Source organism: Streptomyces sp. WAC03905 (assembly GCF_057371075.1).
This window is the reverse complement of the sequence record NZ_JBXYDZ010000003.1, coordinates 1,546,773-1,561,061: the sequence shown is the minus strand read 5'-3', so window position 1 is coordinate 1,561,061 and position 14,289 is coordinate 1,546,773. Positions and strand designations below refer to the sequence as shown.

12 protein-coding genes are annotated in these 14,289 nt (G+C 73.8%); 11 read left to right on the top strand and 1 reads right to left on the bottom strand.

What is annotated here, in order from left to right; translation table 11 throughout:
* Window positions 1-4 precede the first annotated feature (4 nt).
* The 6 genes from hydA (at window position 5) to AC2RP6_RS09705 (ending at window position 6,420) form a co-directional block, all read left to right on the top strand.
* Window positions 5-1,405, top strand: a complete 1,401-nt coding sequence (gene hydA, locus AC2RP6_RS09730) for a dihydropyrimidinase (protein WP_486445851.1) — start codon at window positions 5-7, stop codon at window positions 1,403-1,405.
* Window positions 1,406-1,424: 19 nt separating this feature from the next.
* Window positions 1,425-2,441: a TIGR03842 family LLM class F420-dependent oxidoreductase gene (locus AC2RP6_RS09725; protein WP_486445850.1), complete on the top strand. Its 1,017-nt coding sequence runs from the start codon at window positions 1,425-1,427 to the stop codon at window positions 2,439-2,441.
* Window positions 2,442-2,617: 176 nt separating this feature from the next.
* Entirely contained in the window at window positions 2,618-3,355 is a 738-nt protein-coding gene (locus AC2RP6_RS09720; protein WP_486445849.1) for a tyrosine-protein phosphatase, read from the top strand.
* 107 nt (window positions 3,356-3,462) lie between these two features.
* Complete coding sequence (locus tag AC2RP6_RS09715) at window positions 3,463-4,290, top strand: inositol monophosphatase family protein (RefSeq protein WP_486445848.1); 828 nt, start codon at window positions 3,463-3,465, stop codon at window positions 4,288-4,290.
* A 78-nt stretch (window positions 4,291-4,368) separates the two neighbouring features.
* The gene (locus AC2RP6_RS09710; protein WP_486445847.1) at window positions 4,369-5,787 is read left to right on the top strand and encodes a phytoene desaturase family protein; all 1,419 of its coding nucleotides are present in this window, start codon (window positions 4,369-4,371) and stop codon (window positions 5,785-5,787) included.
* A 54-nt stretch (window positions 5,788-5,841) separates the two neighbouring features.
* A complete protein-coding gene (locus AC2RP6_RS09705; RefSeq protein WP_486445846.1) occupies window positions 5,842-6,420 on the top strand; it encodes an O-acetyl-ADP-ribose deacetylase in 579 nt (192 codons plus the stop codon).
* Here the strand turns inward: AC2RP6_RS09705 and AC2RP6_RS09700 are convergent.
* Window positions 6,378-6,860: an Lrp/AsnC family transcriptional regulator gene (locus tag AC2RP6_RS09700; RefSeq protein WP_486445845.1), complete on the bottom strand. Its 483-nt coding sequence runs from the start codon at window positions 6,858-6,860 to the stop codon at window positions 6,378-6,380. The two genes, AC2RP6_RS09705 and AC2RP6_RS09700, sit on opposite strands and share 43 nt — an antisense overlap.
* A gap of 136 nt (window positions 6,861-6,996) precedes the next feature.
* Between AC2RP6_RS09700 and AC2RP6_RS09695 the strand changes: the two genes are divergently transcribed.
* From AC2RP6_RS09695 to AC2RP6_RS09675, 5 genes are all read left to right on the top strand, one after another.
* A complete protein-coding gene (locus AC2RP6_RS09695) occupies window positions 6,997-7,974 on the top strand; it encodes a DMT family transporter (protein ID WP_486445844.1) in 978 nt (325 codons plus the stop codon).
* Window positions 7,967-9,181, top strand: a complete 1,215-nt coding sequence (locus AC2RP6_RS09690) for an amino acid aminotransferase (protein ID WP_486445843.1) — start codon at window positions 7,967-7,969, stop codon at window positions 9,179-9,181. The genes AC2RP6_RS09695 and AC2RP6_RS09690 overlap by 8 nt, the downstream gene beginning before the upstream one ends.
* A gap of 364 nt (window positions 9,182-9,545) precedes the next feature.
* Window positions 9,546-10,655, top strand: coding sequence for a sulfite oxidase (locus AC2RP6_RS09685; RefSeq protein ID WP_486445842.1), 1,110 nt, complete (start codon window positions 9,546-9,548; stop codon window positions 10,653-10,655).
* Window positions 10,652-12,016: an MBL fold metallo-hydrolase gene (locus AC2RP6_RS09680; protein ID WP_486445841.1), complete on the top strand. Its 1,365-nt coding sequence runs from the start codon at window positions 10,652-10,654 to the stop codon at window positions 12,014-12,016. Before AC2RP6_RS09685 ends, AC2RP6_RS09680 begins: the two co-directional genes overlap by 4 nt.
* A 203-nt stretch (window positions 12,017-12,219) precedes the next feature.
* Window positions 12,220-14,286, top strand: a complete 2,067-nt coding sequence (locus AC2RP6_RS09675; RefSeq protein ID WP_486445840.1) for a SpoIIE family protein phosphatase — start codon at window positions 12,220-12,222, stop codon at window positions 14,284-14,286.
* Window positions 14,287-14,289: the final 3 nt, after the last annotated feature.

The window sequence follows — 14,289 nt, the reverse complement described above, 5'->3', positions numbered from 1 at the left end:
CCCGATGAGCAACCGCACCCTGATCAGCGGCGGCCTGGTCGTCACCGCCGCCGACGAGATCCACGCGGACGTCCTGATCGAGGACGGCCGCGTGGCGGCCCTGGCCACCGCCGGCTCGGCGGCCGCCACCGCCTGGACGGCGGACCGCACGATCGACGCGACCGGGAAGTACGTCATCCCGGGCGGCGTCGACGCGCACACCCACATGGAACTTCCCTTCGGCGGGACCTCCGCATCCGACACCTTCGAGACCGGCACCAGGGCCGCCGCCTGGGGCGGCACCACGACCATCGTCGACTTCGCCGTGCAGAGCGTGGGCCACTCCCTGCGCGAAGGGCTCGACACCTGGTACGCCAAGGCCGACGGCAACTGCGCCGTCGACTACGCCTTCCACATGATCCTCTCCGATGTCAACGAGGGCACCCTGAAGGAGATGGACCTCCTCGTGGGCGAGGGCGTCACCTCCTTCAAGCTGTTCATGGCCTACCCGGGCGTCTTCTACAGCGACGACGGGCAGATCCTGCGGGCCATGCAGCGCGGCGCCTCCAACGGCGGGCTGATCATGATGCACGCCGAGAACGGCATCGCGATCGACGTCCTCGTCGAACAGGCCCTGGCCCGCGGCGAGACCGACCCCCGCCACCACGGCGAGGTCCGCAAAGTGCTCCTGGAGGCCGAGGCCACCCACCGCGCCATCCAGCTCGCCCGCGTCGCCGGCTCCCCGCTGTACGTGGTCCACGTCTCGGCGGAGGAGGCCGTGGCCGAGCTCGCGGCCGCCCGCGACAAAGGCCTCCCCGTCTTCGGGGAGACCTGCCCGCAGTACCTCTTCCTGTCCACCGACAACCTGGAGGAGCCCGACTTCCAGGGCGCCAAGTACGTCTGCTCCACACCGCTGCGCCCCCGCGAGCACCAGGCGGCCCTGTGGCGCGGGCTGCGCACCAACGACCTCCAGGTGGTCTCCACCGACCACTGTCCCTTCTGCTTCCGCGGGCAGAAGGAGCTGGGCCGGGGCGACTTCTCGAAGATCCCCAACGGGCTGCCGGGCGTGGAGAACCGCATGGACCTCCTCCACCAGGCCGTGGTCGACGGGCACATCAGCCGCCGCCGCTGGATCGAGATCGCCTGCGCCACGCCCGCCCGGATGTTCGGCCTCTACCCGAAGAAGGGCACCATCGCGCCGGGGGCCGACGCCGACATCGTCCTCTACGATCCGCACGCCGAGCAGGTCATCTCCGCCGAGACGCACCACATGAACGTGGACTACTCGGCGTACGAGGGCAAGCGGATCACCGGACGCGTCGACACCGTCCTCTCCCGCGGCGAACTCGTCATCGACCGGCGCGAGTACACCGGCCGGGCCGGCCACGGGGCCTTCGTCCACCGCTCCACCTGCCAGTACCTGTAAGCCCGTAAGGAGCCGCCCGATGGACTTCGGCCTCGTCCTGCAAACAGACCCGCCCGCCTCGCAGGTGGTCAGCCTCATGCGCCGCGCCGAGCGCAACGGCTTCCGCTACGGCTGGACCTTCGACTCCGCCGTGCTGTGGCAGGAGCCGTTCGTCATCTACAGCCAGATCCTCGCCAACACGCAGAAGATGCACATCGGCCCGATGGTCACCAACCCGGGCACCCGGACCTGGGAGGTCACCGCCTCCACCTTCGCCACCCTCAACGACATGTACGGCAACCGCACCGTCTGCGGGATCGGCCGCGGCGACTCGGCCATGCGGGTCGCCGGCCGGGCGCCCAACACCCTGGCCCGGCTCGGCGAGGCCATCGAGGTCATCCGCGACCTCGCCGAGGGCCGCGAGGCCGAAGTCGACGGCAAGCCCCTGCGGATCCCGTGGATCAAGGACGGGAAGCTGCCCGTCTGGATGGCCGCGTACGGGCCGAAGGCGCTGGCCCTCACCGGCCAGAAGGCGGACGGGTTCATCCTCCAGCTCGCCGACCCCTACCTGACGGAGTGGATGGTCAAGGCCGTACGGCAGGCGGCGACCGAGGCGGGCCGCGACCCGGCCTCACTCACCATCTGCGTGGCGGCCCCCGCCTACGTCACGGCCGACGCCTCCGCAGAGGCCCTGGCGCACGCCCGCGACCAGTGCCGCTGGTTCGGAGGCATGGTCGGCAACCACGTCGCCGACCTCGTCTCCCGCTACGGCGAGCACTCCTCGATGGTCCCCGAGGAGCTCACCGAGTACATCAAGGCCCGCCAGGGCTACGACTACAGCCACCACGGCCGGGCCGGGAACCCCTCCACCGACTTCGTCCCCGACGAGATCGTCGACCGCTTCTGCCTGCTGGGCCCGGCCGAGGCCCACGTCGAGAGACTGCGCGCCCTGCGGGACCTGGGCGTCGACCAGTTCGCGGTCTACGACATGCACGACGCGCGCGAGGCCACCATCGACGCGTACGGCCGGGACATCATCCCGGCGCTGCGCGACTGACCCCACCGCTGCCGGGCGGGACCCCGAACCGCCCCGCCCGGCAGTACCCACTCCCTGCCCCGGCAGAACCGTCCCATGAGCCCGAACTCCGCATCGACGATGATGTGTTCGAGCGGGACCAGCCGCGAGCGCGTGGGCACCGCCACGAGCGGTGCCCGGGACCAGGGGGAGAGCCGATGGACCGGCACGTCGCATTCGACCGCCTGCACAACTTCCGTGACGTGGGCGGATACCGGTCCGCCGACGGCCGCACCGTCGCCTGGCGCACGCTGTACCGGGCCGACTCGCTCGGCAAGCTGCGGGGCGCCGACTGGGAGAGGTTCCTGGAACTGGGCATCGGGACCGTGATCGACCTGCGCTACCCGTGGGAGATCGAGGCGAAGGGCCGGATCCCCCAGGCGCAGCGGTTCCACTACGTCAACCTGAGCATCGAGCACCGGCCCTACGACCAGGCCGAGATCGACCCCGCCATCGACCCCTGGCGCTATCTCGCGGACCGGTTCGCGGAGGTCACCGAGGACGGCGCGGGGGAGATCCGGCAGGTCCTGGAGGAGATCGCCGGGGCGCCCGGCCCGGTGGTGTTCCACTGCACCTCCGGCAAGGACCGGACCGGGCTCATCGCCGCCTTCGTCCTCACCCTGCTCGGCGTCGGCCGGCGGGAGGTCCTCGCCGACTTCGCCCTGACCGAACTCGCCACCGAGCGCCTCGCCGCCGACTGGCGCGCCGCCCACCCCGACCGGGTCATGAAGTGGCCGGCCTACGGACGTGCCCCCGCCGTGATCATGGAGTTGGTCCTGGCCGACCTGGAGGCCCGCCACGGATCGGTGCACGGCTACCTCGCCGACCGCGCCGGACTGTCGGACCGCACGGTGGAGCGCCTGCGCGCCCGCCTGCTCACCGGCGGCACCGACTGACGCGGACCGCCCTCTCCGGGGCGGTTCACCCGCGGGCCACCCGGTGTCCGTCCGGGCGTCCGGTACCGGCGGTGGGGTTTGTCGGCCCGGCGTGCTTTGCTGGAGGCATGATCGATGAGTTCCTGGCCCAAGGCCTGCCCGATGTGGAAGAAGCCGTCCGCAAGGCGGCGGCGATCGAGATCATGCCGCGCTTCAGGCAGCTCGCCGAGCACGAGGTCGACGAGAAGAGCGGTCCGCACGACCTGGTGACCGTCGCCGACCGCAAGGCCGAGGAGCACCTCACGGCCTCCCTGACGCGGCTCCTGCCCGGCTCGGCCGTGGTCGGCGAGGAAGCCGTCCACGCCGACCCCACCGTGTACGAGGCGCTGCGCGCGGACGCCCCGGTGTGGATCGTCGACCCCGTCGACGGCACCCGTCAGTTCGTGAACGGCGATCCGGCCTTCTGCACCCTCGTCGCGCTGGCCCACCGCGGGGAGATCCTCGCCTCCTGGACCTTCGCCCCGGCGCTGGAGGAGCTGGCGACCGCCGTGCGCGGACAGGGTGCCCACGTCAACGGGCAGCGGATCCACAGCGGTTCCCCCGAGCCGGGCGCCGACCTGCGGGTCGCCATCGCCCACCCGCTGTACACCTCCGACGAGAACAAGCGCACCCTGGCCCGGCTGGACGTGCCCGGCGTCGCCGCCAGGCCCTGCGGCTCGGCGGGCCTGGAGTACCTGAAGGTGGCCCGCGGGGAGATGGACGCCCTCGCCTTCACCTGGCCCTCTGCCTGGGACCACGCCGCCGGACTGCTGCTGGTCGCCGAGGCGGGCGGCGCACAGAGCACCGTCGACGGCGTCCCCTTCCGGGTGGACCGCGACAACGCCCTGCCCTTCGCCGTCGGGCGGGACGAAGCCACCGCGCTGCGCATCCGCGACCTGCTCCGGGGCGCCCGCTAGGGAGCCGGCGGGTCCGGGCCCGTCGGCCCGCCGCAATATCCTGGAGGTACGAGCGCCGCCGGAAACGAAGGAGTGCAAGTGCCGTCGATTTTCGATGTGGTGGTGGTGGGTGCGGGCCCCAACGGGCTTACGGCCGCCGTCGAACTGGCCCGGCGCGGCTTCTCCGTGGCCGTCTTCGAAGCGGCCGGCACGGTCGGCGGCGGAGCCCGGACCGAGGAGCTCACCCTCCCCGGCTTCCGGCACGACCCGTGCTCGGCGGTGCATCCGCTCGGGATCGGTTCGCCGGTCTTCGCCACCATGCCGCTGAAGCGGTACGGGCTGGAGTGGCTGCACGCCCCGCTGCCCATGGCGCACCCCTTCGACGACGGCACGGCCGCCGTCCTCTCGCGTTCCGTCGCGGAGACGGCGGCGTCCTTCGGGCCGCGCGACGCCGGTGCCTACCGGCGCCTGGTCGGTCCGTTCCTCGGCCGATGGGACACCCTGGCCCGGGACTTCATGTCCCTGCCGAACACCGCCCTGCCCCGCGACCCGGTCACCCTCGCCCGCTTCGGGCTGGCCGGACTGCCGCCCTCGACCTGGCTCCTGCGCCGCTTCCGCGACGAACGGGCACGCGCGCTCCTCGCGGGGCTCGTGGCCCACGTCATCGCACCGCTCGGCGGGATCGGGACCGGCGCGGTCGGCCTGGTCTTCGCCCTCGCGGCCCACGCGGGCGGCTGGCCCCTGCCCCGCGGCGGCTCCCAGTCCATCTCCGACGCCCTCGCCGCGTACCTGCGCGACCTCGGCGGCCAGATCCACACGGACTTCGAGGTCAAGCGGCTCGACGACCTCCCGCCCGCCCGCGCCTACGTCTTCGACACCTCGCCGACCGCGCTCGCCCGGATCGCCCGCCTCGGGCGCGCGTACGACGGCTACCGGTACGGCGCCTCCGTATTCAAGATCGACTACGCCCTGGACGGGCCGGTCCCGTGGACGGCCGAGGAGCCGCGCCGCGCCGGCACCGTCCAGGTCGGCCCGCGCATGCGCGACATCGACGCGGCCCTCCAGCTCGCCTCGGGCGGCCGGGCCCCGCGCGCGCCGTTCCTCATCACCGCGCAGCCCAGCCTCGTCGACCCCGGCCGGGCCCCCGCGGGCAAGCACGTCTTCTGGGCCTACGGGCACGTCCCGGCGGGCTGGGACGGCGACCTCACCGAGGCCGTCGAACGCCAACTGGAGCGCTTCGCCCCCGGCTTCCGCGACCTCGTCCTGGCCCGGGCCACGGCCGGCCCGCCCCAGCTCGCCGCCCGCAACCCCAACTATGTCGGCGGGGACATCGCCTGTGGAGCCGCCTCGGGACTCCAGCTCCTGCTGCGCCCGCGGCTCAGCCTCTCCCCCTACACCACCGCCCACCCCGCGGTCTTCCTCTGCTCCTCGGCGACCCCGCCGGGTCCGGGCGTCCACGGCATGTCCGGCCACAACGCCGCCAAGGCCGTCTGGCGCCACCTGCGCACGTCCTCCTGAACGGCCCGGCCGCCCCGACGCACCGCCGGCCACCCTCCACGAAAGGACAGTCCGATGGTCCGCATCACCCTCGTGCGCGGCGACATCACCGCCGAGACGGCCGATGCCATCGTCAACGCCGCCAACTCCTCCCTGCTCGGCGGCGGCGGTGTCGACGGAGCCATCCACCGCAAGGGCGGCCCGGAGATCCTCGCCGCCTGCGAGGACCTGCGGCGCTCGCACTACGGCAAGGGCCTGCCGACGGGCCGGGCCGTCGCCACCACCGCCGGCCGGCTGGCCGCCGGCCACGTCATCCACACCGTCGGCCCCGTCTGGTCGCGCGAGGAGGACCGGTCGGAGCTGCTCGCCTCCTGCTACCGCGAGTCGCTGCGCGTCGCCGACGAGCTGGGCGCCCGTACGGTCGCCTTCCCGGCCATCTCCACCGGCGTCTACGGCTGGCCCATGGACGACGGCGCGAGGATCGCGGTCCGGACGGTCCTGGCGGCCCGGACCGAGGTGCGGGAGGTGCGCTTCGTCCTCTTCGACGAAGCCGCCCACGCCGTCTTCGAGGCGGCGGTCGAAGCGGCGGTCCAAGCGGCCTGGAGAACCGGTCAGCGCGGCCGGCGGGACGCGCCCGGCGCCGGCCGCGGGTAGGTCCTGGACTGCTTCACGCTGCCGTAGGCGAAGCTCGACTCGATCGAGGCGATCCCGGGGATGGCGTGGATCCGGTGGCGCACCAGCGCCTCGTACGCCTCCAGGTCCTCGATGACGACCCGGAGCAGGTAGTCGCTGCTGCCCGCCATCAGGTAGCAGTCCTGGATGTGCTCGATGACCGAGACGTGCTCCTCGAAGAGGCGCACCGCCTCCGCCGTGTGCCGCTCCAGCCGGATCCGGACGAAGACGGTCACCGGCAGCCCGAAGGCGACCTGGTCGACCATGGCCGTGTAACCGCGGATCAACCCCGCCTCCTCCAGTCGCCGCACCCGGCGCAGGCAGGGCGAGGGGGACAGCCGGACCCGGTCGGCCAGTTCCTGGTTGGAGAGGCGTCCGTCCGCCTGCAGCTCCCGGATGATCTGCAGATCGACTGCGTCCACGGCCCCTCCTTGGCAGATCCTGCCCCAAACGTATGTCCGAGAGGCAGAACTGGCAATCGGCTGCCCCGGCGGAAGCCCTAGCGTTGCCCCTGAGCGGGCCGGACCGGTCCGTCTTCCAGAGGCTGGAGTGGATCCCTTGGTCGCGACGCACACCACCCGGGCGACCCTGCCTCCCGATGCGGCGGGCCCGCGCGCCGGACACCCCGGCCGGCGCGGGCTCTCCCCGCAGGCCCAAGGCCTGCTGGCGCTGCTGGTGACCGTGTCGATCTGGGCGGCGTTCGCCCTGAGCGCCCGAGCCCTGAGCAGCTCCTCGCTGCTGCCCGCCGACGCGGCGCTGCTGCGGTTCGGCCTCCCCCTCCTTCTCCTCCTGCCCGCCCTGTGGCGGCGCCGCCGCGCCATCGCCGCGGTGCGGCCGGGCCCCGCCCTGAAGATCGTCTGCGGCGCCGGGGTGCCGTTCTTCCTGGCCGCGATGCACGGCGGGGCCCTGACCTCCGCCGCCTTCGTCGGCTCCATCGTCCCCGGCATGGTCCCGCTCTTCGTCTCCCTGATCATGATCCGGCGCGGTCACGGCGTCCCGAAGGGGACGCAGGCCGTCGGCCTGGCGCTGATCGCCGCCGGGGTCGTCGCCCTGGTCTGGCGCTACGTCGTCCCCGTGGACACCGACGTCCTCGCGGGCTCCGGCATCCTCCTCGTCGCCAGCGGCCTGTGGGCCCTCTACACGGTGGGGCTGCGCGAGGTCGAACTCGATCCCGTCGGCTCGATCGGCCTGCTCTGCCTGCCCTCCTTCGTCGTCATCGGACTGCTCGCCCTGACCGGGGTCCTGCCCACCGGGATGGCGCACGCCACCGGCGCAGACATCGCGCTGTTCCTGGTCGTGCAGGGACTCGGCGTCGGACTCTGCGCCGGCCTGCTGTACGCCTTCGCCATCCGCCGCCTGGGTGCCGAGCGCAGCTCCGTCGTCGGCAGCCTCAGCCCCGTCGCCGTGGTCCTGCTCGCGATCCCCCTGCTCGGCGAAGCACCGACCGCCGCAGTCCTCGTCGGCGTCCCGCTCATCACCGCCGGCGTCGTCCTCGCCAACCGCCGCCCCCGACCCGAGGTCCCCGCAGATGCTTGAGCTCCTTCCCCCGCCGCCCACCGACCCGCTGTGGGACCTGACGTACGAGTTCGGCGGCGACGAGCGGCCCGAACGCCTTAACCTCGTCCTGGGCGTCTACCGGGACCAGTCGGGCACCACTCCGGTCATGGCCGCCGTCCGTGAGGCCGAGATCCGGCTGGCGCAGGCGTCCGAGTCCAAGGAGTACCGCGGGCTCTCCGGCAACACCGCCTTCAACCGCTCCCTGCTCGACCTGGTCCTCGGCCCGAACGGGCCCGCGGAGCGGGCGGCGGCCGTCCAGACCGTCGCGGGCTCCGGCGCGCTGCGGCTCCTCGCGGACCTGGTCTGCCGTACCCGCCCGGGCGCCACGGTCTGGATCAGCGACCCGGCCTACGTCAACCACCGGCCCATCCTGGAGGCCGCCGGCCTCACGGTCCGCACCTACGGATGGCGGGACGCCGACGGCGGCTTCGACACGGCCGGCGTGCTGCGGGAGCTGGCGGGCGCGGGCCGCGACGACGTCGTCCTGCTCCAGGGGTGCTGCCACAACCCCACGGGCGTCGACCCGCTGCCGGACGACTGGGAGGCGCTGGCCGAGTCGGCCGAGCGCGGCGGCTGGGTGCCCTTCGTCGACCTCGCCTACCACGGGCTCGGCGACGGCCTGGAGGCCGACCTGCTCGCCACGCGGATGCTGGCGGCCCGGGTGCCCGAGATGCTGATCGCCGTGAGCTGCTCGAAGAACTTCGGTCTCTACAGCGACCGCGTGGGCTGCGCGATCGTCCTCGGCTCCTCGGGCCGGGCCGTGCGGCACGCCGAGACGGCCCTGCAGAACTCCGCCCGGACGCTGTACTCGATGCCGCCCGAGCACGGCGCCGCCGTCGTGACCACGATCCTCCAGGACGAGGGCCTGCGGGCCTCCTGGCGGGCCGAACTGGACGTCATGCGTGGCCGGATCATCGCCAACCGGGCGGACCTGACGGCTCATCTCGGCAATTTCGGCTGCACGGAGCAGGCGCACTCCCTGGCCCGGCAGAAGGGCATGTTCTCGATGCTGCCGCTGTCCCCGAACCAGATGCTGCGGCTGCGCAGGCAGTACGCCATCTACGGGACGACCTCGGGGCGGATCAACATCGCCGGCATACCGGCCCACCGCATCCCCTGCCTGGCCCAGGGGATCGCGGCGGTCCTGGACACGGCCGAAGTCTCCCGCCCGCGCGAACTCGCCTGAGCGGTCGCGTCGACCCGCCTGCCCGGAAGCCGCGAGGCCTCAGGGTCGGGCAGCACACAGGACGGCAGCCCGGTCGGCGCCGGTGGTCCACGGGGCTTCGTCCACGGGGCCCATGGTCCCCGTGCTCGTCGCTCGAGGCGCTCCACGCGCCGGGTACGGGCTGCGCGGGCAGCCCGTCCGCCGCTCCGACGCCCGGCGGCCGCCGCTCCCGTGCGGCGGGCGGGTCGATCAGGTCCCCGGCGCGCCACGACCTGCCCGCGGGTGTCCGTCGCCATGACAGTCCCCGGCAGTCCGCCGTCCTCGGGTCGTAGGCTGGAAGAAATTCGCGTCGCGCTCCGTACCAGGCCGACGGGAGGTTGTGGCCATGACCGCAGCGCCGGATTTCACGGTCGCCCGCGGGCCCGGCGCCACCGTCTGGACACCCGAGACGGTCACCGCCCGCCCCTACAACGCACAGACTCCGTCGGCCGCGCTGAGCGAACCCCTCACCCCCGTCGCGGCCCTCTTCGTACGCGACCACTTCGGCCTCCCGCCCACCCTCCCCGGCGGGTGGCGGCTGCAGGTCGGCGGCGCCGTGGCCACCGCCCTCTCCATCGGGCACGCAGAACTGCTCGCGCTGGAACACCGCGAACTCGACGTCGTCGTGGAGTGCGCCGGGAACGGCCGCAGCCAGATGCGGCCGGTCCCGCCCGGCGTGCCCTGGGGCCAGCGGGCCGTGGGCTGCGCACGCTTCGCGGGCGTGCCCTTCCGCGTCCTCGCCGACCGCGCCGGCATCGACCCCGAGGCCGTCGAGGTCGTCTTCACCGGAGCCGACACCGGCACCGTCCACGGCCGCCGGACGCCCTTCGCACGCAGCCTCCCGCTCGCCGCGGCCCGCCACCCCGACACCCTCCTCGCCACCCGGATGAACGGCGAGCCGCTCACCCCCGAGCACGGCGCGCCGGTCCGCCTGGTGGTCCCCGGCCGCTTCGCCGTCGCGGACGTGAAGTGGCTGGTCGGGGCGCGGGTCGTGACCGCCCCCTTCACCGGTGTCTTCCAGGCCGAGGACTACCTCTACGTCACCGCGCAGGGCACCTGCGAAGGACCCGTGACGACCCTGCGGGTCAAGTCCCACATCACCGGACCCGCACCCGACGAGGACCTGCGCCGCGGCCACGAGACCCTGGTCCGCGGCCACGCCTGGTCGGGCGACGGGGTGCCCGTCCGCAGCGTCGAGGTGCGGGCCGAACACGAGGACGACGGCCGCGACCCGGACCACGTCCGCGGCTGGCACGAAGCCGTCCTCGAACCACCGGCCGGCCCCTACGCCTGGTGCTCCTGGTCCTACCGGTGGACCCCGCGGCAGCCGGGACCGTACCGGCTGCTGTCCCGCGCGACCGACGCCCGCGGCGCCACGCAGCCGTCGCGGGCCCCGTGGAACGCCCGTGGCTACGGCTGCAACCCCGTGGCCTCCGTCGAGGTGGTGGTCGTATGAACCGTTCCGAGGCGACGATCGATGTCGTCGCCACCCCGTCGCTCGGGGACACCAGCTACCTGCTCGTGAGCGGCGACGAGGCCGCCCTCGTCGACCCGCAGCGCGACAGCTGGGACCTGATGGAGTCCTGTGCCCGCCGGGGGATCCGCATCCGGTACGTCCTGGAGACCCACGTCCACAACGACTACGTCTCCGGAGCACTGGAGGTCCGCGCCGCGACCGGTGCCACGGTCGCCGGCCCGGCCCGCGCACCGTACGCCTTCGACCACCTGCCCATGGCCGAGGACGACGAGGTACGCGTCGGCGACGTGACCGTACGGGCCGTGGAAACCCCCGGCCACACCGCCGAGCACACCTCCTACCTGGTCTGCGAGGACCACGCCCAGGCCCCCTCCGCCGTCTTCACCGGCGGCAGCCTGCTCGTCGGCAACGCCGGCCGGACCGACCTGTCCGGCAGCGGCCGTACGGAGGAACTCGCCCGGGCCCAGTACCGGACGCTGCGCCGGCTCGCCCTGCTCCCCGACGGCACCCGCGTCCTGCCGACGCACGGCGCGGGCAGCTCCTGCGCGGCCGGCCCGGTGTCGGGGGAGCGGACCAGCACCGTCGGCACGGAGCGGCGCACCAATCCCGTGCTCACCGCCCAGGACGAGGAGGAGTTCGTCAGGGGACGCACGTCGGGCCTGCCCCCGTACCCCGCCTACTACCGCCACATGGGATCCATCAACGGCGCCGGCCCCCGGGTGCTCGGCGGGCCGCCCCTGATGCGCCCGCTCACGCCGACGATGGTGGAGGGGCTCCTCGGCGGCGGCGCGCAGATCGTCGACGGACGGGACCGGGCCGCCTTCGCCGCGGGCCACCTGCCCGACTCGATCTGCGACGAACTGGACGAACGCTTCGCCGGCCTCGTCGGGGAAGTCGTGCCCTTCGGCACGCGTCTGGTCCTCGTCCTGCCCGAACCGGCCGAGGACGCGGCCCACGAGGCCATGCTCCAGCTCCTGCGGATCGGCTACGACGACATCGCCGGCTACCTGGCGGGCGGAGCCGACGCCTGGGCGGCCGCCGGCCGCCCCCTGCGCACCTTCCCGACCGCGGACGCGGCAGCCCTGGCCGGTCGCGTCGACGGCCGACGGGTGCTCGACGTGCGGCCGGACCGCCCCGAGGGCGGCATCCCCGGCTCCCTCGCGGTGCCCCTCGCCGAGCTGCCCCGCAGGATCGGCGAGCTGCCCCGCGACCGGGAGATCCTGGTGGTGTGCGGCAGCGGCCGCCGGGCGGCCGTCGCGGCGGGCCTGATCGACCGCGCCGGCATCCCGGTGACGGCGGTTATCAGCGGCGGAGCCCGGGAGCTGATGGCACACACCTGAGATCCGCACCCCGCCGCGGGCACACGCGGGAGGGTGCCGGCGGGCCCGTGCGGCGGCCGCCCCCGAACGAACCGGCCGTACGGGTTTCGCCGCGCCCCCGCGGAGGTACCGTCCTCACCCGCCCTTCCGGCGACGCAGAGCCCGGCGCCGATGCCTCGGATAGGGTGAATCGGTAGGAATCGGGCCCCCGGGGTGAGGTCGGTGTGGACACGTACCAGTCGACGAGCGAGGTGCCGGACCCGCCGGCGGCGGCTGTCGGCTACGCGGGCGTACTCCGCGAGCTGCTGCCGATCGCCCTGTGGCGGGAGGACGCCGACGGCCGGATCGTGGAGTGGTCCCTGGCCGCCCAGGACCTCCTCGGACACCGCCCCGAGGACATCCTCGGCCGCCCCGGCGCCTCCGTCCTGGTCCCCGAGGCCAATCGCGAGCTCGCCGACCAGCTGACCCGCCGCGTCCAGGCCGGCGAGACCGTCGTCGGCACCCTCCCCGTCCGCCACCGCGACGGACACCGCGTCGTGATGGAGATGTGGATCGTCCCCGCCGTCGACGCCTCCGGACGCATGGGCGCCATGCTCATCGCCGTGGAGACCTCCGAAGTCCTCCACATGCGCGACTCCCTCGCCGCCCTCCAGAGCCTCTTCACCCAGTCACCCATCGGCCTCGCCACCCTCGGCACCGACCTGCGCTTCCTCCGGGTCAACGACGCACTGGCCCGCATGAACGGCGTCTCCGCCACCGAACACCTCGGCAAACGCCTCACCGAAGTGGTCCCCGGCGTCAACGCCGTCGCCCTGGAGGCGACCATGCAGCAGGTCCTCGACCGGGGCACCGCCGTCGTCGACGTCCGCCGCACCGGTCGCACCCCCGCCGACCCCGACCACGACCACACCTGGTCCTGCTCCTACGCCCCCCTCCTCGACGGCTCCGGGCGGGTCCTCGGCGTGATCGCCTCCCTCATCGACGTCACCGAACGACAGCGGGCCCAGGCCGAGGCCGAACTGGCCCGGCACCGCCTCGCCCTGCTCGCGGAAGCCGGCACCCGCATCGGCACCACCCTGGACCTGCACCAGACCGCCCAGGAGATCGTCGAACTGCTGGTACCGCGGTTCGCGGACTCCGCCGACGTCCAGCTCCTCGAATCCGTCCTGGGCCCCGACGAGGGCGCCGCCCCCGCGGCCTCCGCCCGCGGAGTCCTGCGCCGCCTGGCGGCCCAGTTCCCCGACCCCTCGGCCCCCACCGCGAAACTCGCCGCCGGCCAGACCTTCCAGATCCCCGCCGGCACCGTCTACGAGCGGGTCATCACCGAGGGCCTGCCCATGAACCTCTACGTCTCCGACATCCCGGCACTGATCACCTCCCCGCGGGCCGGCGCCCTGCGCACCTACCTGGCCACTCTCGGCTCGGCCCGCCTGGTCCCCCTCGTCGCCCGCGGAACCGTGCTGGGAGCCGTCTCCGTGACCCGGACCCGCGAGCGCGCGCCCTTCGACGCGCAGGACTGCGTCCTCCTCGACGAACTCGTCGCCCGCGCCGCCCTCAACATCGACAACGCCCGCATGTACACCCTCCAGCGCCAGGCGGCCCTCACCCTCCAACGCAGCCTCACCAACAGCGCCCTGCCCGAGGTCCCCGGCCTCGAACTCACCGGCCGCTACCTGCCCGCCAGCGACCACGACGTCGGCGGCGACTGGTTCGACGCCATCCCCCTGCCCGGCGGCCGCACCGGGCTCGTCATCGGCGACGTCATGGGCCACGGGGTCCACGCCGCCGCCGTCATGGGCCAGCTGCGCACGGCCGTACGGACCCTCGCGCGCCACGGCGTACCCCCCGCCCAGCTGCTCCGCTCCCTCGACGCGGTCGTCGCCGACCTGGGCGAGGACGAGATGGCGACCTGCGTGTACGCCGTGCACCACGCGGCGTCCGGCGCCTGCGTGATCGCCCGGGCGGGCCACCCGCCGCCCGCGGTCGTCGCCACCGACGGCACCGTCACCTTCCTCCACGGCCCGCCCGGCACCCCGCTCGGCGCCGGAGGGCGCGACTTCCGCACCGAAGAGGTGCGCCTGCCCCCCGGCAGCCTGCTCGTCCTCTACACCGACGGCCTCATCGAGGCCCGCGACCGCGACCTCGACCAGGGGATGGAACAGCTGGGACGGGCCCTGCACGGGGTGGAGCAGCCCCTGGAGGGGCTGTGCGACCAGATCCTGCGGCAGCTGCTGCCCTGCGCCCAGCAGGACGACGTGGCGATGCTGCTGGCCCGCTCCCGGCGCGCCTGAGCC